Origin of the sequence: Mucilaginibacter sp. Mucisp86, from assembly GCF_047324315.1 — a bacterium.
Lineage (GTDB): Bacteria > Bacteroidota > Bacteroidia > Sphingobacteriales > Sphingobacteriaceae > Mucilaginibacter.
In genome coordinates this window covers 4,986,488-5,007,937 of the sequence record NZ_CP168503.1, presented here as the reverse complement: position 1 = coordinate 5,007,937, position 21,450 = coordinate 4,986,488, and the positions used below count along the sequence as shown (strand labels likewise).

The following is a 21,450-nucleotide window of genomic DNA, read 5'->3' as shown; positions in this document are numbered from 1 at the left end:
CCTGATGCTTTACCCCCAAAACAGTGTAGATAAGCTGGGTTTTACCGAGATAAAAGAACTGATAAAAGCACATTGCCTGAGTGAAATGGGTCAACAAATGGTTGACAAGATCCAGGTAATGAGCAATTACGACCAGATACATAAATTCCTGAACCAGGCAAACGAGTTTAAGAATATCCTGGTTAACGATGAGGCCTTGCCCATCCAGCATTTTTTTGACATAAAGACCCTTGCTAACAAAGCCCGGATTGAGGGCGTTTTTTTAACAGAAGAAGAATTTTACCAGGTACAGGCTTCGCTGAATACTGTATTTGCCGTTATAGCTTACTTTAACGAACGTGAAGGTTTATACCCCAACCTCGAAGCGCTTTTTGAACACCTGCCAATTGAAAAGGCGATTCTTAAAAAGATAGATGCCATAATTGATCAAAAAGGGAAGATCAGGCCCAACGCCTCGCGCGAGCTCATGGAAATTACCACAGGCATTGCCAAAGCCGAGCAGGAAGCCCGCAAAAAGATTGATATGGTATTTAAAAACGCCACATCAAACGGCTGGGCTGCCGATGGCTCATTAACCGTACGTGATGGCAGGCTGGTAATCCCCCTGCTGGCCGAAAACAAACGCAAGCTGAAAGGCTTTGTGCATGACGAGTCGGCATCAGGCCAAACAGTTTACATTGAGCCCGAAGAGGTGTTCGTACTCAACAACCGCATCCGCGACCTGGAGTTTGAACGCCGCCGCGAGATCGTAAAGATCCTGACTGCCTTAACTACCGAATTAAGGCCTTATGTGCCTTTACTGCTCTCCTATCATGGATTGTTAACCAAGCTGGATTTTGTGCGCGCCAAAGCCTTATTTGCCATTGATATTGAGGCCGAAATGCCGCAGGTAGTAAACGAAGCAAGGGTTAAGCTATATAATGCACGTCACCCGTTGCTGTTCCTGAATTTTAAGGCCGAGAAAAAAACGGTTGTTCCGCTAAATATGCAGATAGATGAAGGTACCCGCATCATCGTGGTATCGGGCCCTAACGCGGGCGGTAAATCAGTTTGTATGAAAACCGTTGGTTTATTACAAATGATGGTGCAGGCAGGCTTGCTGATCCCTGCTGATGAGGCCAGCGTTGTAGGTGTATTCAAGCAGCTTTTTGTTGACATTGGTGATGACCAGTCGATTGAAAGTGATTTGAGTACATATAGCGCCCACCTATCCAAAATGAAGAATTTTGTGGAACAGGCCAATGGCAAAACCCTGATCCTGATAGATGAGTTTGGTACCGGTACCGATCCGCAGTTTGGCGGGCCGATTGCCGAGGCTGTGTTAGAATCTTTGAATCAAAAAAAGGTTAAAGGCATGGTAACCACCCACTACTCTAACCTTAAAATCTTCGCCAGCAATACCGAAGGCATTGAAAATGCATCGATGCTGTTCAATAACATTGAGATGCGGCCGCTTTACCAGTTGGAAATTGGCAAGCCCGGCAGCTCATACGCGTTTGAAATAGCCCAGAAAATCGGTCTACCCGCCAACGTGCTTAACCTCGCCAAAAATAAAATAAGCGAAGGGCAAAAAAAGGTTGATACGCTGTTAGTTGATTTGGAGCGTGAAAAGCGCGCTATTTTTGAAACCAAACAAAAGCTGGATAAGCAACAACGAAAAGTAAATGAGCTACTGGCCGAAAACGAGAAACTGAAAAGCTATCTTGAAGAAAATCAACGCTCCCTCATCAGGGAAGCTAAAGACCAGGCCAAGAACATTATCCTGAACGCCAATAAGCTGGTTGAAAACACCATCTCAGAAATTAAGAGCAGTAATGCCGATAAAGAAAAAACCAAACAGCTTCGCGAAAACCTGAACGTTGAGCTTAAAAAGAACACGGTTAAAGTTGAAGCCCCAAAACCTACAGCCCCTGCTGATGAGGAATTAAAACCGGGCGACTGGGTAAAACTTACCGATTCGGAAACTACAGGTCAGGTGATTGAGATTATTAAGGAGAACGTAGTGATTGCCATTGGCGATCTGCGCACCGTTGCTAAAAAGAAACGGGTGATCAAAGTATCCAAATCGTCGGTTCCCAAAGAGATCAGGCGTAATTTCAGCTCACAAACCAATGACCTGGCCAGTTTTAGTCCGGAGATTGATGTGCGCGGCCAGCGCACTGAAGATGCGCTTCACGCGATTGAAAAACTATTTGACCGCGCGCTGATGATGGGCTTTAATAACCTGAAGATCATTCACGGTAAAGGCGACGGCATCCTGCGCAAAATGATCAGGCAATACCTCAAAAAATATGAACAGGTTGACCGTATGGAAGATGAACATGCTGATCGTGGCGGAGATGGAATAACTTATGTATATTTGAAGTAAACGGAAGGTTAAAATAAACAACTAACAACCAACCAAACGTCATTGCGAGGTACGATGCAATCCCCGATGTGCAGGGCTGCTCTGTATAGTTTGAGATTGCTTCGTACCTCGCAATGACGCATTTTGTTTTACACCAGTGCAACCTAACTTATTTCAAAATAATATGTCTTTAAAATCTATTGCTCCTATGTTATACACCCGGCAGGTACGGGAAAGTGTTGATTTTTATATAAATAACCTCGGATTTACCTGTATAGGCTATGATGAAGACTGGGGATGGGCTACGGTAAGTCGTGATGATATTGAAATCATGCTGGCACTCCCTGTTGATAATGCTTCATTCACTATACCTAAGTTTACAGGCTCATTTTATATACGGACAGATAAAGTTGACCTTTTATGGAGCGAATTGAAAGACAGGGCAGTAATTTGCTATCCTATTGAAGATTTTAATTATGGAATGCGCGAGTTCGGTGTTTTTGATTATAATGGTTACCTGCTACAATTCGGGATGCCGATTGAGTAATAAAACCAGATAAAAAAGCCGGGCACGAGCTATTCCTCTCTTGAGAGGGACGGAGGGGTGTGTTCCTCCCCGCCGTTGTTGGTGTTGTCACCAACAACATTTGTTCGCCAGTTTTATTAATGGTAACGTAATTAAAAAACATGATTTATTAAAAAAGACAGAAGTTGTTGGTGACAACACCAACAACGGCACAAAAGACAGAGAGGGTTGTCCAGCGTAGCGTAGACCGGGTGAGTCAACTATGCGCCATACCAATTTGCTTTAACTGTCAATGCATGGGGATTACTCTCAAGACGGGATTTTTACTGCGTTAATTTTAGCATAAGTTTCCTATTTTAGGGCCACCAAACCCTGATTAAAAATGCGCAAACTTTATTTCTTTGTACTTTTTATAGCATTTACCACTTCGATAACAAGCTGCATCGCTCAAAGCGTTATTTTAAAGAGCAAAGATCAGCGCATCCGTTACACCGGGCGGATCAACCAAACCGACGAAGCTGCCGAACTATACTGGACTGGCTCATCATTAAAGATTAACTTCGACGGAACAGGCGCATCGGCTGTGATGCAGGATGAACGGGGCGAAAACTATTATACCATCATAGTAGATGATAAAGTGATCAATACCATTCACCTCGATAATACCAAACAGGCCTATACCCTTGCCGAAAACCTGCCTGCAGGCAAGCATACACTTGAATTATTTAAACGCACCGAATGGGACAAAGGCAAAACCCTTTTTTACCAGTTTACTTTGGCCAAAGACGCCACCGCCCTTCCACCGCCTGACGCAAAAAAACGTAAAATCGAATTTTTCGGCAACTCCATTACCTGCGGCTATGCCGATGAAGATACGACAGGGCAGGATCGCGGCAGCGCCCCTTACGAAAACGGCTACCTGAGTTACGCAGCACTAACCGCCCGTCATTTCGATGCGCAATATGTTTGTACCTCAAAAAGTGGCATTGGCATTACCGTAAGCTGGTTTCCGCTTATTATGCCGGAGATGTATAACCGCCTTGATCCGACAGATCCAACAAGCATCTGGAACTTTAAAAAATATACACCTGATGTGGTGGTGATTAACCTCTTCCAAAATGATTCATGGATCGTAAACCAACCCAATAACCCGCAGTTTAAAGAGCGTTTCGGTAGTAAAGCACCGGAACCTGAACAACTCATTAAAGCTTATAAAGAATTTATAAAAAACATCCGCAAGGTTTACCCGAAAGCTCAGATCGTTTGTGCATTAGGCAGTATGGATGCAACCAAAGCAGGTTCGCCATGGCCTGGTTATATTGAAAAAGCAGTTGCTGCTTTAAACGACAAACAGATTTATACCCATTTTATTCCATACAAAAATACGCCGGGGCACCCAAGTTTAAAAGAGCAACAAGCTATGGCCGATGATTTGATCGCTTTTTTGGATAAGACTGTTAAATGGTAGGTAAAATCATTTTATTATAAACTGCTATAACTTGCGCTCGTTTGCAACGAGTGCTTAACATGGGTTAGCGTTTATAACGCGACCGGCGATGCAATCGCCTAACCAGATTAAGCACTCGTTGCAAACGAGCGCAAGAAAAAGGGGACAAAAAAGTTTAATCTACTCCCCTACCTTTTGCTGGTCAGGTACTTCATTTGGGCCCGGAATGTTAGTTTGCTGTTTCGTTTCGCTATCCCCGTCATCATCCGCAGTTCCTTCCTGGTATTGCTGCTGGGGATTGGGTTTCTTATCATTGGTTTCTGTTTGCCCTTCGCCTTCATCCGAACGCCCGTTTTGTGACGCGTTGATCACATTACTGTAATTGGCGTTACCTGCCTGGTTAGGATCTTTAAAATTGCTGTTTTCGGGATGCTCTTCGGCAGGCTGGGTACGGTTAAAGTATTCATTGTTATTGCCTGCCATTTGCGAGGGGTTGTCTTTATCGTTTCCTGCCGGTGTAATGTTATTCTGACCAAAATTTTGACCGCCCATTCCTTTACCCTCCATGCCTTCATCGTCCGGGCTTTTCATTTCCGAACTGCCAAACAGGTAACTTCTTTTCAGGTCTTTTTCCTCCTCATTACTATCGTCGTCTACCCGGTAAGCGTTGGGTTTGTTTTCCTCCTGTTCAGGGCGCTTAAGCTCATCGCTCCTGAACTCGTTATCTCTTAATTCCATAGGTTTTAATATTTGATATATTAACTATTAATAGAATTAATTTCTATTTGTTTTATAAAACCTATAAATCATCTTTCATAAAAACACAGTCGCCCCATAGGAAGTTATCTACATAACAATAAGCGTTAAGCTTATTTTATTTAAATTTATAGCAACCAATTATAATATATGAATAAAGTAGTTAGTGGTGCCGACGAGGCCATCCGCGACATTACCGACGGCATGACCTTGATGCTGGGCGGTTTCGGTTTATGCGGATTGCCGGAAAATTGTATTGCTGCGCTGGTAAAAAGGGGGGTTAAACAACTCACCTGTATCTCCAACAACGCCGGGGTTGATGACTTTGGCATCGGCCTGATGCTGAAGCAGCGCCAGGTAAAAAAAATGATCTCATCGTACGTGGGTGAAAACGCCGAATTTGAACGCCAGCTATTAAGCGGCGAGCTTGAAGTTGAACTGATCCCCCAGGGTACTTTGGCCACCCGTTGCATGGCCGCCGGCTATGGTATGCCTGCCATATTTACTCCTGCAGGTATTGGTACCGAAGTAGCCGAAGGCAAAGAGGTACGTAATTTCAATGGCAAAGATTATTTAATGGAAATGGCTTTTGATGCCGACTTCGCCATTGTAAAAGCCTGGAAAGGTGATACTATGGGAAACCTGGTATATCGCTCAACTGCACGCAATTTTAACCCGGTTATGGCCATGGCGGGTAAAATAACCATTGCCGAAGTAGAGGATCTGGTACAACCCGGCGAACTTGATCCTGATCATATCCATACCCCGGGTATTTATGTGCATAGGATTTTTAAGGGGGATCATTATGAGAAACGGATTGAGCACAAAACAGTAAGATAATTTGAAAATGTGTCGATTTGACAATTTGAAAATGAATTAAAATAATGAGAAACGACAAAGAAAATCTGATAGTAAAACTAACTCTTGAATTCGCGCTTGATATAATTGAGTTTTCTGAAGAATTAGAAGAAAAAAGAAAATTTGTGATCGCACGACAAATCCTTAAATCGGGAACCTCGATAGGCGCAAATGTTCGGGAAGCTCAAAACGCAGAAAGCAAAAATGATTTTATTCACAAACTTAAAATCGCCGCCAAAGAGGCTGATGAAACCGAATACTTTTTACTGCTTTGTAAGTTTTCAAAGACTTATCCATTTAACGAAGTACTTCTTGAAAAATTAAGTGTAATTATCAAAATCCTTTCGAAAATTATCGCAAGTTCAAAATCTTAAAGCTCTCGCAATAAGCACATTTTCAAATTTTCAAATCAACACATTTTCAAATTGATTTATGTTAGACAAACAAGGTATCGCAAAACGAATTGCGAAAGAAATAAAAGACGGTTACTACGTTAACCTCGGCATTGGCATTCCTACGTTGGTAGCCAATTACATCCCGGATACCATGGATGTGGTGTTACAATCCGAAAATGGTTTGTTAGGCATGGGCCCTTTCCCTTTTGAGGGTGAGGAAGATCCGGATACCATTAACGCGGGGAAGCAAACCATCACCATGCTGCCCGGCTCGGCCATATTTGATTCGGCTATGAGCTTTGGGATGATCAGGGCAAAGAAGGTGAACCTAACTATTTTAGGCGCTATGGAAGTATCCGAAAACGGCGACATTGCCAACTGGAAGATCCCGGGTAAAATGGTTAAAGGTATGGGCGGCGCTATGGACCTGGTAGCATCAGCAGAAAATATTATAGTAGCAATGCAGCACGTAAATAAAGCCGGCGAATCAAAACTGTTGCCTCAATGTAGCCTACCCTTGACCGGCGTAAATTGTGTTAAGAAAATAGTTACCGAACTTGGCGTATTTGACGTTTTACCCGAAGGCGGATTCAGGCTCATAGAACGTGCGCCGGGCGTAAGTGTTGAGGAGATAAAGCAGGCTACCGCTGGTAAGCTTATTGTTGACGGGGATGTACCAGAAATTTCTTTGATTTGAAAATGTGAGAATTTGAAGATTTGAAAATGAGGAAATTCCATCATTCAAAAAACATTTTCAAATCTTCAAATCAACTAATTTTCAAATTACAAAGACATTATCAAATTAAAAAAGCTTCTTCCTCAAATCGGCCGAGATCTCTTCGGTTATCACCATGATATCTTCCGCAACATGGGTGTTGTTTGTGATTACGCGGTCGCATTCATCTTTGTAGGGCAGCAGGTATTCTTTATAGGCCGGCACCACGTGATTGATCCATTTGTACATCACATCGTCGTGTGAGTAGCCGCGCTCTATCAGGTCGCGTTTAAGACGGCGCTGCAGGGCTACATCTTCATCGGCATCAATAAAAACTTTCAGGTCGAGCAGTTCGGAAATATCTTTAAAATGCAGAATGAACAGGCCCTCCACTATTAAAATAGGCGCGGGTTTGATCTCTATCATTTTAGGGATAGCATCGGGATTGTTAAAAGTATATTCCTGTTTCAGGATAGCTTCCTTATTTAAAAGTTTGCTGATATCCTGCTGAAAATGTTCGTGATCAATAGTTGAAGGGAGATCAAAGTTATATTCCTTGTTCTCCTCCTTGGTCATGTTATGCGCTACCGGGATATAATAATCGTCCTGCGATACGAGGCTCACCTCGTCGGCAGTAAAATGTTCTAAAAAGCACTTCAAAAAAAAGGTTTTGCCTGAGCCGCTTCCGCCGGCAATTCCAATAATATAAGGTTTATTCATTCGGGCTGCCGTAGCTGATATTTACCTGGAAACGTTTATCTAAAGCACCTAAAGCATCGGCTGTATTTTTGGTCATGATGATCAAAACATTTTTGTTTGTTTCGTTATCGGTAAAACGGCCAACAACCTTTGCAAAGGTGGTATGATTGTTCATAGGGTTTGTAATTTTGATGATAGTACCGATTGGCGCTGTACGGTGCAGTACCAATTCCTTTTTAGGGTCTAAACTGGCGTCATCCATCCAGATAGCAACACCTTTCTCAATTTTTTCATACAGGCCAAAACGGTTGGCTTTGCCGTGGTCGCCGCCTGTTGTATCCTGTTGTGCTGCAACAGAAGTTGAATCGCGCTGCATTACAGGCTGCTTAGCTTCTTCGGGAGGTAAACCGGTGCGCACATTAATAACCTGGTTAGGAGTTACAGAATCGGAGCTTAGCTTGTTAAGCGCTTTGATATCCTCAACCGAAGTATTGAAACGTTTGGCGATGGAGAACAAGGTTTCCCCTGCCGATACTTTGTACTGTTGTACGTTAAGCATACTCACTTTTTTCACGGTATCAGCTGACGCTTGCTGTGGCTTGGCTGCTGCAGCTTGAGCTACCGGTGCCGGCGAGCTAACCGGAGGCTGAACCTGTGGTTTGTTTTGCTGAACGGGAGCTTGGGTAACCGGCTTCTGTTGTGCAGGAGATGGAGTTGTTACTACTTGTTTTGTGGGTGCAGTTACAGTAGGTTGTGCAGCACCTTCGCCAGAGAATGGTAATTCGGTAGGTACTTTTACGATACCACCGATTTTAAGGGGGGCGTTATTATTAAACTGTATGATGGCTTTAGGGCTAACATTGTAACGGCGGCCTATGGAGTAGTAATTATCTTTTGGATCGAGTTTGTGAACGATCACTTTTTTACCGTTCAGATTTTCAACACCTATCGAATCGACAAGCGGATTTGCAAAAAGCGATATAGAGAATGTGAGTAAAGGAGTGACTAATAATAAAATCTTAAATTTCATAATAAATTATAATACAGTAATTTACAAGTTCAACACTATTAAGCCCGATCTGTTTTTTAAATAGATGAGCTGATTATTATGTAGTACAAACGCCTCGGGTTGCATTTTTTGTATAGCATTGTTTAACAAATCGTGATACAAAAGGGTACCCTCCTCGTTAAATACAAACAAGTGCTGTTCAAGATGCTCCTGCAAAAGCGTGTGCAAAGATACAATTCTGAAACTATTGTAACTGATATAATGAACCGCATTTGCATGTACACTGAAGGGTAAATATAATTTATTTATCTCCGTTGCGGGTATTAGTTCCGGGATGATGATCTGATTATTCAAGGGCTGATCAATTACCGTTTCGTAGGCCCTGATTGTGCCGCCTGTTTTAACATCAATTAAAAATAATTTCTTAGGCTGCAACTGGGCATTATATACTATTGGCCCGTTTACCGAAAGATGATCAAACGCCAAAGTAAAATTGCTCCACAACTCTTTGCCCGATACAGCTTCAATAGCGGTGATGCCTTTATGTACAGGCCCTGTGGCCGACTGATAATTGTGCAGCAGCAACACCCCATTATACGCAGCTTCAATACCGGTGAGCCAGCGCTCGGGGGTGGTTAAACCTTCAAAATAAATATCACCGCTTTGCAGGTTCAGGGCCGAAAAACTCACCTGTTTATTGGCATGGTCCCTGATCTCGAGGAACAGCGTTTGGCTGCTCTTGTCAATTTCCATACGCCAAACCGGGGCCTGGTAAGTTTTGCTGATGAAGGGTAAAAGCGAAGTCATAAAGAGTGCAAATATGCTCATTAAAATCAAAACTGTTTATCTTTACCAAACATTGCCGCTGGCGGCATGTTACACTTAAAAACATCACATTTATTTATGAACGCTAAAGAAATAAGCCTCGAAGAAGTTAAAGTAAAACCGGTAGTTGACCACCTGAACGACCTGCTGGCCAATTACCATATCCACTACCAAAAACTGCGCGGCTGCCATTGGAACGTTAAAGGCACAAGCTTTTTTACCCTGCACCTCAAATTTGAAGAATTATATACCGCAGCGCTTGTTACCATTGATGAGCTTGCCGAAAGGATCCTGAGCCTTGGCAAACCTCCTATCAGCACGTTTAAAGATTATATCGAAACATCAAGCATCAAAGAGATCCAAACCATTGGCTTAAAAGACACCCTGATGGTGAAAGCCGTTATTGAAGATTTGGCTGCACTGATAAAAATGGAACGCGAAATATTGAATATCACTGCTGATGCCGGCGACGACGGCACCAATGATATGATCAACCGTTTCATGCAATTCAATGAAAAAAATACCTGGATGCTCCGCTCCTTCGTAAACGAGGACTAATCCGCAGATAATCCTACTGTAAAAAAGCCGTAATCAGTTAACCTGGTTACGGCTTTTTTCAAAAACGGACTTTACATCGATTTGCACATTTAGTATATTTGCAGTGGACAAAACGCATCATTTTTGCGATGCAGATGTTCTGTTATTTTCCTATGGTGTAATGGTATCACGTCAGATTCTGGCTCTGAAGATTGAGGTTCGAGCCCTTGTAGGAAAACATATTTTGGAAAGCCTTCCGTTATCGGGAGGCTTTTTTATTTAGCTATACCAGTTCCCCACTACGCCGACCTACTGTGTGTACACATCTTATAAAAAAATGTCATTTCGATTGAGCAGGGGCGGGCTGAGAGGTGGAGCGAAAGAGAAATCTTCTACATCAGGCTGTACACTTATAGCTGTAAAAGCAGAGCGTAGAAGATTTCTCCTCACCTCCGATGCGCAACGCCACCCTTGGTTCGTCGAAATGACATTTTTTTATTAATTGATAAAATTAAAAAGATGTGCACACACCGTACCTACGCCGACCGCGTAGCTTTCTCAATACTATCCCACATTTCATCCGGTATCATTTCAAGCCCGCTGAACTGACCAGCACCCTGCAGCCATTCTCCCCCATCAATCGTAATTACTTCACCATTGATATACCCTGAAAAATCAGATACCAAAAAGGCGGCCAGGTTTGCCAGTTCCTGGTGCTCTCCTACCCGCTTAAGCGGTACCCTGTTTTTGAAATCGAACTTCTGGGCCATATCACCCGGCAACAACCTTTCCCAGGCACCCTTTGTAGGAAACGGGCCCGGCGCAATGGCATTGGCACGGATACCATGCCTGCCCCACTCAACCGCTAAAGACCTGGTCATGGCCAGCACGCCACCCTTCGCACAGGCCGAGGGCACAACGTAAGCCGAACCTGTAAAGGCATAAGTAGTGATAATATTCAGTATGTTACCGGGCATTTTCTCTTTGATCCAATATTTGCCTAAAGCCAGTGAACAATTAGCTGAACCTTTTAAAACGATATCAATGATAGCCGAAAACGCATTTGCCGATAAACGCTCGGTAGGCGAAATAAAATTACCTGCCGCGTTATTCAACAGTACATCAACCTGCCCAAACGCTTCAATGGCTTGTTGCAACATCTTTTCAACTTCATCATATTTCCGCACATCGCAGGCAATCGGCAATACCTTGCTGCCTGTTTCTACTTTCATTTCAGAAGCTGTTTGCTGTAGCACTTCCAGCTTACGGCTGGTGATTACCACGTTAGCACCCAAATGCAAAAAGTAAGTCCCCATTGCTTTGCCCAAACCTGTTCCGCCACCGGTTACAATGATGGTTTTCCCTTTCAAGGCATCATCTCTCAACATTCCACCGTTTTTTGCGGGATTGTAGTTTGCAGCATCATTTGGAGTTGTCGGATCAGTCATCGTCAATTATTTAACAGCGGTATTTTTTGATTTTAAATTTTGGATCATCATTTGAAGGCCTTGCCTGGTTTCAGGCGCCCACCATTGCTTCAACATTTTGTTCAGGGTATCGGTTTGATCGGCTTTTAGTTTATCTGTAAGCTCCTCACGCAGGTTTAGTTTACTCTCAGTCCAGGTAACCGGGTTTAGTTTCATGTAAGTGGTTACTTTTTCTATGGCCGCGTTCATTAATTTGCCTGGCTCAACAACTTCATCGATCAGTCCGGACTCCAGCGCTTCATCCACTTTAAGCAGCTTTCCCTCCATTAAATATTGATAAGCCTTACGCTGACCAAGCCAAAATGAATACAGATTAAAAACACTATCAGGAACAATAATACCTACCGGAACTTCATTTAGCCCGATGATAAATGTCCCTGCGGCCATTACCCGGTAATCGCAGCAAATGGCTAATATGCAGCCACCTGCGGGGCTATGACCGCTTATGGCCGCTACCAGTGGTTTCCTGAAAGCTGCTAAAGTATTTTGCAGGGCTAAAAAATCTATCCAAAACTGACGGCTTTGCTCTTCGTTATAATCATAAGCCTCAATCAGGTCGATCCCTGACGAGAAAAAGCCTTCCTTACCGGTTAAAATAACCCCTCCTACACTGTCATCATTCTCCAGTGTTTTTATACAGGCGTCCAGCTCTTTAACCATTTCATGATTGATGGCATTTGACCGGCCCCGGTTTAGCGAGATTGTAACCAGCTTACCCTGTATGGTTGTTTGAAATGTATTCATCCGGTTAATCAGTTTACAAGAGTGGGATCCTCGCTCACTTCGCAGGGATACATTTTATCTATTGCGGCTTTATATTTTTCGGTGATCACCTTCCGTTTCATTTTCCCAGTTGGTGTAAGTTCGCCACTATCTATCGACCATTCATCGGGAAGCAGGGTAATTTTCTTCACCTGTTCAACGTGATTAAATTCAGGATTATAGGTATTGATAATTGATTGATAAAGCTCGATCACCCGGGCATCTTTAACTAATTCACTGTTAGATGAAAAAGTGATGTCATTTTCCTTACACCAGGGTTTCAAATGGGTGTAAGATGGAACAATCAGCGCAGCAACAAATTTCTTTTCCGAGCCAACAACCATCATCTGCTCAATAAAATAATTTTCCTTCATTTTATTTTCGATAGGCAGCGGGGCCACATATTTACCGCCCGAGGTTTTGAAGATCTCTTTTTTACGATCAGTTATTTTCAGGAACGAATCTTTGTCCAGTTCACCTATATCACCGGTGTGGAACCATCCGTCTTCCAGTACTTCTGCCGTAAGCTCAGGATTTTTATAATATCCCAGCATAACATTAGGGCCTTTGCAAAGGATCTCGCCATCAGGTGCAATTTTAACCTGCACACCGCTCAGCAAGCGGCCCACGGTACCAAATTTCCGGTCGCTTTTCTGATAACAGTTAACAGCAATTACCGGCGAGGTTTCGGTAAGCCCATAACCTTCCATTATAACAATATTGGCGGCGGTGAAAATTCTTTCCAGCTTAAGGGGACAGGCCGAACTACCTACTACTATAGCCGTTATATTTCCGCCTATGGCAGCACGCCATTTGCTGTAAACCAGTTTATCGGCTATGGCCAGCTTGATCTTATACCATAAACTGGTATTATTAATTTCATACGCTTCGGCCACCCTTACCGACCAGAAAAAGATCTTCCTTTTAATACCGGTTAGCTTCTGCCCCTGCACCATAATTTTTTCAAACACTTTTTCGAGCAAACGGGGAACTGCGGTAAAGAGTGAAGGCTTTATTTCTTTCATGTTTGCCCCAATGGTATCCATACTCTCGGCATAGTAAATAGAGAAACCGTAGTACAGATAAACATAGGTACACATCTTTTCAAAAATGTGGTTCATGGGCAAAAAGCTCAAAACACGCTTCTCTTTCAGCGGGATCCGGTTAAGGATATCGCCGGATGCCATCGCATTGGTCATGATATTTTTATGCGTAAGCATTACGCCTTTAGGCCGACCGGTGGTCCCTGAAGTATAAATGATAGTTGCCACATCGTTTTCGGTGATCTGACCAGCTATTTGCTGTATTTTTTGCAGATCGCCATCTTTTAAAGGTTTGAGCAATGTTAACCAATGATTACATCCATCGATACTGTCAAAAGTAAAAATGGCTTTTAAGGAGGGGATATTTAGCTGTACCTCTTTAACCTTATCGCATAAGTCTTTAGTGCTTACAAATACGTATTTAACTTCGGCTTCATTTAAAATCTGCTCAATTTCTTTAGTGCCCGTGTTGGGATATAGCGGAACCAATATTGCGCCCGTTTGCTGCACTGCCAGGTCGGTTATTACCCATTCGGGCCGGCCGTTACTTATCAGCCCTATTTTATCGCGGCCTTCGGTAGTATTATCGCCACCCGAAATTCCCAGGTCCAACAAGGCCGCAGATAACTGGTTGATCATGGTATGCACTTCTTCGGTGCTATATGACCTCCAGTAACCATTCTCCTTTGCATTCAAAAAGTCAGCCCTGGGCACTTTGGCCTGGGTAGCTATGCAATCAAACAATCTTGTCGCTTTTTCCATGTTTGCAGCAATTATTTAGATAATGGTAATTTCCTATAACAGTTCAAATACACCCGCCGCACCTTGACCGGTGCCCACGCACATGGTAACCATACCATATTTTTTTTCCCGCCGCTTCAATTCGTTAAAAAGCTGAACAGAAAGTTTGGCTCCGGTGCAGCCAAGCGGATGACCAAGTGATATCGCGCCGCCATTAACGTTTACAATGTCGGGGTTAAGCTCCAGTCCTTTTATTATGGCCAGTGATTGCGAAGCAAAGGCCTCGTTCAACTCTATCAGCTCAATATCCTGCTGCTTCATCCCTGCCATTTTTAATACTTTGGGAATGGCTACCAGCGGACCAATCCCCATAATCCGGGGCGGCACACCTGCAACCGCGTAGTTAACCAATCGGGCAATGGGCTTAAGGTTATTCTCTTTCAGAAAGCGTTCGCTAATCACCATCACAAAAGCTGCTCCATCGCTGGTTTGCGACGAGTTGCCGGCGGTTACCACGCCCTTTGCATCAAATACCGGTTTAAGCTTAGCCAATGCATCAATTGAGGTATCGCTGCGCGGACCTTCATCTGTATCTACCTTAAATTCCCTCTTTTTTTTCTTGCCGCTCTCATCTACATAGGTCTCCACAATGTTTACCGGTGCTATCTCATCTTTAAACTTGCCCTCCTTAATGGCGCTGATGGCTTTTTGATGCGAGTTATAAGCAAACTGGTCCTGCTCTTCGCGACTGATATGATATTCCCTGGCCACAGCTTCGGCAGTGAGGCCCATCCCCCAATAGTAATCGGGGTGTGCAAGGGCAATATCGGCGTTTGGAATAATGCGCCAGCCCCCCATCGGGATCAGGCTCATACTTTCCACACCACCGGCAATAATGCAATCGGCAATGCCACTGTGTATTTTTGCCGATGCGATGGCGATTGTTTCCAGGCCCGATGAACAATAGCGGTTTACTGTCATGCCGGGAACCTTATCAGTATCAAGCGCCATTAACGAAATGAGCCGGGCTACATTCAATCCCTGTTCGGCTTCAGGCGTAGCATTGCCCACGATCACATCGTCTATCTGCTCTTTATCCACGTTGGGCACCGATGCCAGCAGGTGCCTGATAACATCCGCTGCAAGCGTATCCGGACGGGTAAACCTGAACCCGCCCCGGGTAGCTTTTCCAACAGCGCTGCGACTGGCTGCCACTATATATGCGTTCATTTTATTGAGATTTTATACTATTTAAAATTTAGTTCCTTAACACTTTTCCGCCGGTTAAAATAGACTGGATCCGCTCAAGCGTTTTCTTTTCGGTGCAAAGCGAAACAAAAGCTTCACGTTCCAGCCCCAGCAAATATTCTTCGCTCACCATTGAAGGCTGGGACAGGTCGCCGCCAGAAAGTACATAGGCCAGTTTCTGCGAAATCTTCACATCATGTTCGCTGATGTAATTACCACTGTACATGGTATTGGCACCCACATAACCCAAACCCAGCGCTTGTTTACCCAGCACCCTGATATCACCGCGCGGAATAGGCTGTATGTACCCTTCATTTGCCATCTGCAGGCATTGTTGTTTAGCCTCGGCAAGCAGCCTGTCGCGGGATACCACGACTACATCCCTACCCTTTTTGAGGTAGCCAAATTCAAAAGCTTCATAAGCCGAAGTGGATACTTTAGCCTGGCCAATGGTTAAAAAGCGGTCGCGGAAATTATTGAGTTCAACATCACCATCCTGGAGTTCGTCTGAAAGGCGCAGGGCAAATTCTTTTGTACCCCCGCCGCCCGGTATCAAACCAACACCAAATTCAACCAGGCCCATGTATAGTTCTGCATGAGCTACCACCTTATCGGCATGCAGGCACATTTCGCAACCGCCGCCCAAAGCCATTTGATGAGGGGCTATTACCACCGGAATAGACGAATAGCGGATCCGCATCATGGTATTCTGGAAGGCCTTTATTACCATATTCAACTCATCAAATTCCTGTTCAACGGCCATCATGAATATCATGCCTACGTTAGCCCCGGCACTGAAATTGGCACCCTCATTTGATATAACAAGGCCTTTGTAACTTGCTTCGGCAAGGGTGATGGCCTTATTTATGCCCTCTATTACCTCGCCACCTATCGTATTCATTTTAGTATGAAATTCAAGGTTCAGGATGCCATCGCCAATATCGGTAATGGTAGTACCGCTGTTTTTCCACACGGTATTTGTTTCGCGGATATTATTGAGCAAAATAAGCCCTTCCGTACCCGGAATTATCTTGTAGCTTTTCGATTGGATATCATAGTACAGGCGTTTGCCATCCTCTAACTTATAGAAGCTTTTTGCTCCTGCCACAAGCATGTCGTAAACCCATTGTGCAGGTTTGTTCCCGGCAGCTTCCATAGCTTTTACCGTATCTTCAACACCAAGCGCATCCCACTTTTCAAAGGGGCCCAATTCCCAGCCAAAACCGGCGTTGGTGGCAGCATCTATTTTGTAAAGCTCGTCGGCTATTTCGGGAATGCGGTTACTGGCATAAGCAAATAACTGGTAAAAGGTGCTGCGGTAAAAATCGCCGGCTTTGTCTTTTGCTGCAACCAGGATCCTTAGCCTTTCTTTCAGGTTATCAACCGCTTTTGTAGTTTCGAGCGAAGCGAATTTTACTTTTTGGGAAGGTTTGTACTCAAGCGTTTTCAGGTCGAGCGCATAAAACTGGTTTGCACCGTCACTCTTTTCTTTTTTATAAAATCCCTGACCTGTTTTACTGCCAAGCCAGTTATTTTTCACCATTCCATCCACAAATGCGGGGATCCTGAATAATTCCCGGGCCTCATCATCCGGTGCGTTTTTGTAAAGGCCATTGGCAACGTGCACCATCGTATCTAAACCAACCACATCATTGGTACGGAAAGTGGCCGATTTAGGGTGCCCTATTACCGGCCCGGTCAACTTATCAACCTCTTCAACAGTCATACCGGTTTGCTCCACGTAGTGCAGCACGCTCATGATGCTAAAAACCCCGATGCGGTTACCTATAAATGCAGGGGTATCCTTGGCCAACACGGTGGTTTTCCCCAGGTATTTTGCACCATACTCCATCAAAAAGTCAACTACACTTGCCAGCGTATCTTTTGTGGGGATGATCTCCAGCAATTTTAAATAACGCGGCGGGTTAAAGAAATGGCTGCCGCAAAAATGTTTTTTAAAATCATCGCTCCTGCCTTCGGCCATTAAATGGATCGGGATGCCGGATGTATTTGAGGTGATCAGCGTTCCGGGTTTTCTGTACTTTTCTACAGTTTCAAATACTTGCTGTTTAATATCCAGCCGTTCAACCACCACTTCTATCACCCAGTCGCAATCAGCAATTTTGGGCATATCATCCTCGAAATTGCCGGTTGTGATACGTTTTGCGAATGATTTGAGGTAGATGGGCGAAGGGTTTGATTTTAGAGCAAAATCAAGCGCATCGTTCACAATTTTGTTCCGCGCTTTCTTATCTGCCGATGGGGCATCCTTAGGTACAATATCAAGCAACAATACCTGTACGCCGACATTTGCAAAATGACAGGCTATACGACTGCCCATTACTCCCGACCCCAATACTGCAACCTTCTTTATAATTCGTTTAGCATCCATTAGTATCTGCATGTTTTATTAATTCTTTAATTTATTCGGCCCGCGACCAGGTAGTTGTACGCCCGAAAAGTGAAATGCCGATATATCCGCGGATATCCAGGGTTCCACCTTTGTAGGTCATTTTGCAGGAGTACGTTTTACCGTTATTAGGGTCATAAATTGTTCCGCCTGTATATTTGTTATCGCCATCTTTTACAAAATCGGCCAATACAGGTAAACCCAGCCTCGGCCTTGAGCGCAGTTTTTCATCGCTATTCATTTCGTCAACTTTAGGCTTCCCGTTTTTCAGGGGTTCCTTAAGCCATACCACCTTACCGTAAAACTTGCCGTTGCTTTCTTTAGTGATCTGGATTTTGGCACTCTTTACATCATTGTACCATAAACCTTCAATTTTATCGGTTTGCGCTTTTGCGTTGATGCTTACTGCCACAACCGTTAACAGGATTAATGCAAAAAGGACGAAATGTTTCTTTGATACTGACATTGCCTGAGGTTTATTTTTATAAATAAGATCAGCTCTTTTTTAAAGCAGGCACATGCTTTTCAGATTTCACCAAATAGTAAGATCCGGCATCAGAAGCCTTCTAAAAAAAGAGACAGGTAGAATTATAAAATGGTTAAATAATTTAGTCCCGGCATAATTACCGGGTGGTTTATAATAACAAATATCTATTTCTGCAGCGCTTTATAAAGGTCTAAACGGCGGAAACATTTGTCAATATTTCGGAATTAAAGCTAACTGGTTTTATTTGATAATTGTGCTACAAGCAGGATATATTGCTGCATGGCATCATCGGTAGTAATGCCTTTCTGTTTTAACCATGCATCACACTTTGCTTTAGCCACAAAATCAAACATACCCGGAGGGTTTTCTGTATTGATGTCGCCTTCCGTTGCCTGTTTATATAAACTGTACAGGCGTAGTAATGTTTCATTATCAGGCTTTGAAGGCAATTCTTTACTCTCTTTAACTGCTTTTTCAAAGGCGTCTTTCATATCGGTCATAGATAAATTATTTAAAAGCTAAAAAGCTGAAGGCATAAAGCCTAAAGCTTATAAACTGATATTCAATACCATTTAATTATTTCAGGCTGGATTGGCTTCTTCCACATAATCGCTGCTGCGGGGTGCTTTCATAAACATTTGGCTTAACGCTGCAGGTAATATGGCCAGTTTGCGCTTTTCCATATCAATCCATGAGCCCTCGGCATTTACAATAGCAGCTTTAACACCATCGCCCCGGTACAGTTCATGCCTGATTGCCCAGCGGGATCCATCTGGCCGGGATTTGATAAGCTCGCAGGTTACCCTGATCTGCTCGTTGATCCCAATCTCGCGCAGGTAGATCATCTCTTCCCTGAATAATACAGGCCCTATTTTGTATTCATAAAGTGTTGGCAGTTTTAAACCCAGGCTTTCCAGCATAATGATGCGGGCTTGCGCTGCAAAATCGGCATAAGCAGAATGCCTCATGTGCTGGTTCGAGTCTATCTGCGACCACAGCACCTGTCCTTCATAAAAAAACTCCATAGCCCTGATTATTTTATTGATGATGTTCCTTAAACTTTTTTACAGCCGCTGTTAATCGTGGTAAAATCTCTAAAGCATCACCAACTACGCCGTAATTGGCGGCTTTAAAAAATGGGGCTTCCGGATCCTTGTTGATCACTACAATAGTTTTTGAACCATTAACACCGGCCAGGTGCTGTATAGCCCCTGAGATCCCCACCGCTATATACAAATTAGGGCGTACAGTACCGCCTGTTTGGCCCACATGTTCATGATGCGGCCGCCAGTGCGAATCGGCCACCGGGCGTGAGCAGGCGGTGGCGGCACCCAGCTCTTTTGCCAGGTCCTCCAGAATGCCCCAGTTTTCAGGTCCTTTTAATCCGCGGCCACCCGAAACAACCAGTTCGGCATCAGCAAGCGGTACCTCACCGGTTACTTTATTTACCGATTTAACCTTTACGCCGAAATCCTTTTCGCTAAAGCTTACATCCAGTTGCTCAACAACCGCCTTACCCCCCAGCTTTTTCACCGGGAATGTATTAGGCATCAGCATAATTACCTTTACCTCACTTAAAATATTTGCATACGCAAATGCTTTACCCGAAAACACGGCTTTTTTAATCACAAATCCTTTTTCCGTATCAGGGTATGAGAGCGCACCGGCCACAAGCCCTGCCTGTAGCTTTACAGCCACCCGCGGGGCCACTGCCCTGCCTTTTAGATCATGAAGGGTTACAATTACTTTACTATTCTCCTTCTGTGCTGCGGCTATCAGCGCACCGGCATATGCCCTGGAATGCAGCTCATCTAACCGGCTATCGGCAACGTGCAGTACTTTTTGTGCACCATACTGGCCAAGGCCTTCCATTTCGGCAACGGCAACACTGCCCAAAGCAATGGCAGTTACTGTAGTACCCATTTTTTCAGCTACCTGCGCGGCATATTGCACTGCTTCAAAGCTTTGTTTTTTTATGATTCCCCCGGTATGTTCTACCAATACTATTACAGACATTTTTTTATTTTTTTAGTTAGATAAAAGCTAAAAGCAGAATGCAAAGCTTAAAGCAATAATTTGATGATCAAATACTACTATCAGATTCCATATAAGATGCTCCGGTGCACAAACTATAAGTGTTCGGAAGATTTTTTAATTCCCTCCCCTCGGGAGGGGTGCGGCCGGAATGTGCGTTGGCAGGGAGGGGTTTGTTCGCCATTTCAGCCGAACAGGTGTATTGATGAACCCCTCCCTACACCCTCCCAGAAGAGGGAATCGCACAATCCCCATACTTTTTAAATCTTCCGACCACCTGTGGACGGACAATAGATATCATTATTAAATAACTTTAGCTTCTGTATGCAACAGTTCCACCAGTTCATCCAGGTTATCCGGGCTTACAAGTTTGATACCAGCTTTAGCGGGCGGCAGTTCATAGGAAATTATTTCGGTTACTGCCGGTACTTTTGAAGGCGTGATAACCTTTAACGGACGGGTACGGGCAGCCATGATGCCGCGCATATTAGGTATCCGTGCTTCGGCGACACCTTTTTGACAGGAAATGATTGCCGGCAAATTACAAACATCCGTTTCTTCGCCGCCTTCAATTTCACGCGTTACCACAGCTGTATCAGCCTCTACCAGGATGCCGGTTGCAAAACCGATGTAATCGACATCCAGCAATTCGGCCAGCATGGCGCTTGTAGTGCCATTGTTATAATCGATAGATTCTTTGCCGCATAAAATAAGGTTATAGCCAACTCCGGCAGCATATTCGGCTATATAACGGGCGGTTTCGTAAGGGTCACTACTCTCTGCATCAATGCGAATGGCTTCATCACCACCCAACGCCAGTGCTTTCCTGATCACGGGCTCAACGTCGGCCTTACCCACGGTTACCAGGTGAACATTGGTTGCGATGCCGCTTTCTTTTAATTCGATAGCTTTGATCAACGCGTACCATTCATCGTATGGGTTGATCACCCAGGTAACGCCATCACTGTTAACCGAGGTGTTATTATTTTTCAATACAATTTTGGTGCTCGTGTCTGGCACCTGGCTTATACACACTAATATTCTCATTATCAGTTTTTCGTTTTTTTAGGTTGATATTATTTAAGGGAGATGAAGGCTTCCGCAAATCCAAGCGAAGGACGTTT

21 protein-coding genes are annotated in these 21,450 nt (G+C 44.0%); 7 read left to right on the top strand and 14 right to left on the bottom strand.

From position 1 onward, the window contains the following. Nucleotides 1–4: 4 nt before the first annotated feature. The 3 genes from ACEN9X_RS21120 to ACEN9X_RS21110 all read left to right on the top strand — a co-directional run bounded on the left by ACEN9X_RS21120 (nucleotide 5) and on the right by ACEN9X_RS21110 (nucleotide 4,341). A complete protein-coding gene (locus ACEN9X_RS21120) occupies nucleotides 5–2,368 on the top strand; it encodes an endonuclease MutS2 (RefSeq protein WP_413667019.1) in 2,364 nt (787 codons plus the stop codon). 163 nt (nucleotides 2,369–2,531) lie between these two features. Next, on the top strand, nucleotides 2,532–2,894 hold the full coding sequence (locus ACEN9X_RS21115; protein ID WP_413667018.1) for a VOC family protein: 363 nt from the start codon (nucleotides 2,532–2,534) through the stop codon (nucleotides 2,892–2,894). 361 nt (nucleotides 2,895–3,255) lie between these two features. Continuing rightward, entirely contained in the window at nucleotides 3,256–4,341 is a 1,086-nt protein-coding gene (locus tag ACEN9X_RS21110) for an SGNH/GDSL hydrolase family protein (protein ID WP_413667017.1), read from the top strand. Between the two features lie 159 nt (nucleotides 4,342–4,500). On the opposite strand, the gene ACEN9X_RS21105 is transcribed toward ACEN9X_RS21110, so the two are convergent. After that, the gene (locus ACEN9X_RS21105; RefSeq protein WP_413667016.1) at nucleotides 4,501–5,058 is read right to left on the bottom strand and encodes a hypothetical protein; all 558 of its coding nucleotides are present in this window, start codon (nucleotides 5,056–5,058) and stop codon (nucleotides 4,501–4,503) included. A 168-nt stretch (nucleotides 5,059–5,226) separates the two neighbouring features. On the opposite strand from ACEN9X_RS21105, the gene ACEN9X_RS21100 reads away from it, so the two are divergent. Genes ACEN9X_RS21100 through ACEN9X_RS21090 form a run of 3 tightly spaced genes read left to right on the top strand, consistent with a single transcriptional unit; the run spans nucleotide 5,227 to nucleotide 7,026 of the window. Next, nucleotides 5,227–5,916, top strand: coding sequence for a CoA transferase subunit A (locus ACEN9X_RS21100; protein ID WP_413667015.1), 690 nt, complete (start codon nucleotides 5,227–5,229; stop codon nucleotides 5,914–5,916). Nucleotides 5,917–5,960: 44 nt separating this feature from the next. Beyond that, nucleotides 5,961–6,308 (top strand): four helix bundle protein, encoded by a 348-nt coding sequence (locus tag ACEN9X_RS21095; protein ID WP_413667014.1) that lies wholly within the window; start codon nucleotides 5,961–5,963, stop codon nucleotides 6,306–6,308. A 58-nt stretch (nucleotides 6,309–6,366) separates the two neighbouring features. Then, nucleotides 6,367–7,026: a 3-oxoacid CoA-transferase subunit B gene (locus ACEN9X_RS21090; protein WP_413667013.1), complete on the top strand. Its 660-nt coding sequence runs from the start codon at nucleotides 6,367–6,369 to the stop codon at nucleotides 7,024–7,026. A 105-nt stretch (nucleotides 7,027–7,131) separates the two neighbouring features. Here the strand turns inward: ACEN9X_RS21090 and ACEN9X_RS21085 are convergent, their stop codons facing one another. Genes ACEN9X_RS21085 through ACEN9X_RS21075 form a run of 3 tightly spaced genes read right to left on the bottom strand, consistent with a single transcriptional unit; the run spans nucleotide 7,132 to nucleotide 9,580 of the window. Next, entirely contained in the window at nucleotides 7,132–7,764 is a 633-nt protein-coding gene (locus tag ACEN9X_RS21085) for a uridine kinase (RefSeq protein WP_413667012.1), read from the bottom strand. Next, a complete protein-coding gene (locus ACEN9X_RS21080) occupies nucleotides 7,757–8,773 on the bottom strand; it encodes a DPBB and LysM peptidoglycan-binding domain-containing protein (RefSeq protein WP_413667011.1) in 1,017 nt (338 codons plus the stop codon). The genes ACEN9X_RS21085 and ACEN9X_RS21080 overlap by 8 nt, the downstream gene beginning before the upstream one ends. 21 nt (nucleotides 8,774–8,794) lie before the next feature. Further along, nucleotides 8,795–9,580, bottom strand: a complete 786-nt coding sequence (locus ACEN9X_RS21075; protein ID WP_413667010.1) for a DUF4905 domain-containing protein — start codon at nucleotides 9,578–9,580, stop codon at nucleotides 8,795–8,797. Nucleotides 9,581–9,655: 75 nt separating this feature from the next. Here ACEN9X_RS21075 and ACEN9X_RS21070 point away from each other — a divergent pair, with 75 nt between their 5' ends. Then, on the top strand, nucleotides 9,656–10,135 hold the full coding sequence (locus ACEN9X_RS21070; protein WP_243481165.1) for a Dps family protein: 480 nt from the start codon (nucleotides 9,656–9,658) through the stop codon (nucleotides 10,133–10,135). A 515-nt stretch (nucleotides 10,136–10,650) separates the two neighbouring features. On the opposite strand, the gene ACEN9X_RS21065 is transcribed toward ACEN9X_RS21070, so the two are convergent. The 10 genes from ACEN9X_RS21065 to ACEN9X_RS21020 form a co-directional block, all read right to left on the bottom strand. Then, a complete protein-coding gene (locus ACEN9X_RS21065) occupies nucleotides 10,651–11,562 on the bottom strand; it encodes an SDR family oxidoreductase (RefSeq protein ID WP_413667009.1) in 912 nt (303 codons plus the stop codon). Between the two features lie 6 nt (nucleotides 11,563–11,568). Further along, nucleotides 11,569–12,345: an enoyl-CoA hydratase/isomerase family protein gene (locus tag ACEN9X_RS21060; RefSeq protein ID WP_413667008.1), complete on the bottom strand. Its 777-nt coding sequence runs from the start codon at nucleotides 12,343–12,345 to the stop codon at nucleotides 11,569–11,571. 8 nt (nucleotides 12,346–12,353) lie between these two features. Continuing rightward, a complete protein-coding gene (locus ACEN9X_RS21055; protein WP_413667007.1) occupies nucleotides 12,354–14,168 on the bottom strand; it encodes an AMP-dependent synthetase/ligase in 1,815 nt (604 codons plus the stop codon). 33 nt (nucleotides 14,169–14,201) lie between these two features. Further along, nucleotides 14,202–15,377: an acetyl-CoA C-acyltransferase gene (locus ACEN9X_RS21050; protein ID WP_413667006.1), complete on the bottom strand. Its 1,176-nt coding sequence runs from the start codon at nucleotides 15,375–15,377 to the stop codon at nucleotides 14,202–14,204. Between the two features lie 28 nt (nucleotides 15,378–15,405). After that, nucleotides 15,406–17,799 (bottom strand): 3-hydroxyacyl-CoA dehydrogenase/enoyl-CoA hydratase family protein, encoded by a 2,394-nt coding sequence (locus ACEN9X_RS21045; protein WP_413667005.1) that lies wholly within the window; start codon nucleotides 17,797–17,799, stop codon nucleotides 15,406–15,408. A 19-nt stretch (nucleotides 17,800–17,818) separates the two neighbouring features. After that, nucleotides 17,819–18,271: a DUF2147 domain-containing protein gene (locus ACEN9X_RS21040; protein WP_413667004.1), complete on the bottom strand. Its 453-nt coding sequence runs from the start codon at nucleotides 18,269–18,271 to the stop codon at nucleotides 17,819–17,821. A 251-nt stretch (nucleotides 18,272–18,522) separates the two neighbouring features. After that, the gene (locus ACEN9X_RS21035) at nucleotides 18,523–18,792 is read right to left on the bottom strand and encodes an acyl-CoA-binding protein (RefSeq protein WP_413667003.1); all 270 of its coding nucleotides are present in this window, start codon (nucleotides 18,790–18,792) and stop codon (nucleotides 18,523–18,525) included. 81 nt (nucleotides 18,793–18,873) lie between these two features. Beyond that, nucleotides 18,874–19,317 (bottom strand): acyl-CoA thioesterase, encoded by a 444-nt coding sequence (locus ACEN9X_RS21030; RefSeq protein WP_413667002.1) that lies wholly within the window; start codon nucleotides 19,315–19,317, stop codon nucleotides 18,874–18,876. A gap of 13 nt (nucleotides 19,318–19,330) precedes the next feature. After that, on the bottom strand, nucleotides 19,331–20,308 hold the full coding sequence (locus ACEN9X_RS21025) for an electron transfer flavoprotein subunit alpha/FixB family protein (RefSeq protein WP_413667001.1): 978 nt from the start codon (nucleotides 20,306–20,308) through the stop codon (nucleotides 19,331–19,333). A gap of 321 nt (nucleotides 20,309–20,629) precedes the next feature. Continuing rightward, nucleotides 20,630–21,373 (bottom strand): electron transfer flavoprotein subunit beta/FixA family protein, encoded by a 744-nt coding sequence (locus ACEN9X_RS21020; RefSeq protein WP_413667000.1) that lies wholly within the window; start codon nucleotides 21,371–21,373, stop codon nucleotides 20,630–20,632. Between the last annotated feature and the right edge of the window lie 77 nt (nucleotides 21,374–21,450).

Coding starts and splice junctions, on each gene's coding strand:
- ACEN9X_RS21120 (WP_413667019.1), top strand. CDS start 5: ATGCTTTACCCCCAAAACAGTGTAGATAAGCTGGGTTTTACCGAGATA.
- ACEN9X_RS21115 (WP_413667018.1), top strand. CDS start 2,532: ATGTCTTTAAAATCTATTGCTCCTATGTTATACACCCGGCAGGTACGG.
- ACEN9X_RS21110 (WP_413667017.1), top strand. CDS start 3,256: ATGCGCAAACTTTATTTCTTTGTACTTTTTATAGCATTTACCACTTCG.
- ACEN9X_RS21105 (WP_413667016.1), bottom strand. CDS start 5,058: ATGGAATTAAGAGATAACGAGTTCAGGAGCGATGAGCTTAAGCGCCCT.
- ACEN9X_RS21100 (WP_413667015.1), top strand. CDS start 5,227: ATGAATAAAGTAGTTAGTGGTGCCGACGAGGCCATCCGCGACATTACC.
- ACEN9X_RS21095 (WP_413667014.1), top strand. CDS start 5,961: ATGAGAAACGACAAAGAAAATCTGATAGTAAAACTAACTCTTGAATTC.
- ACEN9X_RS21090 (WP_413667013.1), top strand. CDS start 6,367: ATGTTAGACAAACAAGGTATCGCAAAACGAATTGCGAAAGAAATAAAA.
- ACEN9X_RS21085 (WP_413667012.1), bottom strand. CDS start 7,764: ATGAATAAACCTTATATTATTGGAATTGCCGGCGGAAGCGGCTCAGGC.
- ACEN9X_RS21080 (WP_413667011.1), bottom strand. CDS start 8,773: ATGAAATTTAAGATTTTATTATTAGTCACTCCTTTACTCACATTCTCT.
- ACEN9X_RS21075 (WP_413667010.1), bottom strand. CDS start 9,580: ATGAGCATATTTGCACTCTTTATGACTTCGCTTTTACCCTTCATCAGC.
- ACEN9X_RS21070 (WP_243481165.1), top strand. CDS start 9,656: ATGAACGCTAAAGAAATAAGCCTCGAAGAAGTTAAAGTAAAACCGGTA.
- ACEN9X_RS21065 (WP_413667009.1), bottom strand. CDS start 11,562: ATGACTGATCCGACAACTCCAAATGATGCTGCAAACTACAATCCCGCA.
- ACEN9X_RS21060 (WP_413667008.1), bottom strand. CDS start 12,345: ATGAATACATTTCAAACAACCATACAGGGTAAGCTGGTTACAATCTCG.
- ACEN9X_RS21055 (WP_413667007.1), bottom strand. CDS start 14,168: ATGGAAAAAGCGACAAGATTGTTTGATTGCATAGCTACCCAGGCCAAA.
- ACEN9X_RS21050 (WP_413667006.1), bottom strand. CDS start 15,377: ATGAACGCATATATAGTGGCAGCCAGTCGCAGCGCTGTTGGAAAAGCT.
- ACEN9X_RS21045 (WP_413667005.1), bottom strand. CDS start 17,799: ATGCAGATACTAATGGATGCTAAACGAATTATAAAGAAGGTTGCAGTA.
- ACEN9X_RS21040 (WP_413667004.1), bottom strand. CDS start 18,271: ATGTCAGTATCAAAGAAACATTTCGTCCTTTTTGCATTAATCCTGTTA.
- ACEN9X_RS21035 (WP_413667003.1), bottom strand. CDS start 18,792: ATGACCGATATGAAAGACGCCTTTGAAAAAGCAGTTAAAGAGAGTAAA.
- ACEN9X_RS21030 (WP_413667002.1), bottom strand. CDS start 19,317: ATGGAGTTTTTTTATGAAGGACAGGTGCTGTGGTCGCAGATAGACTCG.
- ACEN9X_RS21025 (WP_413667001.1), bottom strand. CDS start 20,308: ATGTCTGTAATAGTATTGGTAGAACATACCGGGGGAATCATAAAAAAA.
- ACEN9X_RS21020 (WP_413667000.1), bottom strand. CDS start 21,373: ATGAGAATATTAGTGTGTATAAGCCAGGTGCCAGACACGAGCACCAAA.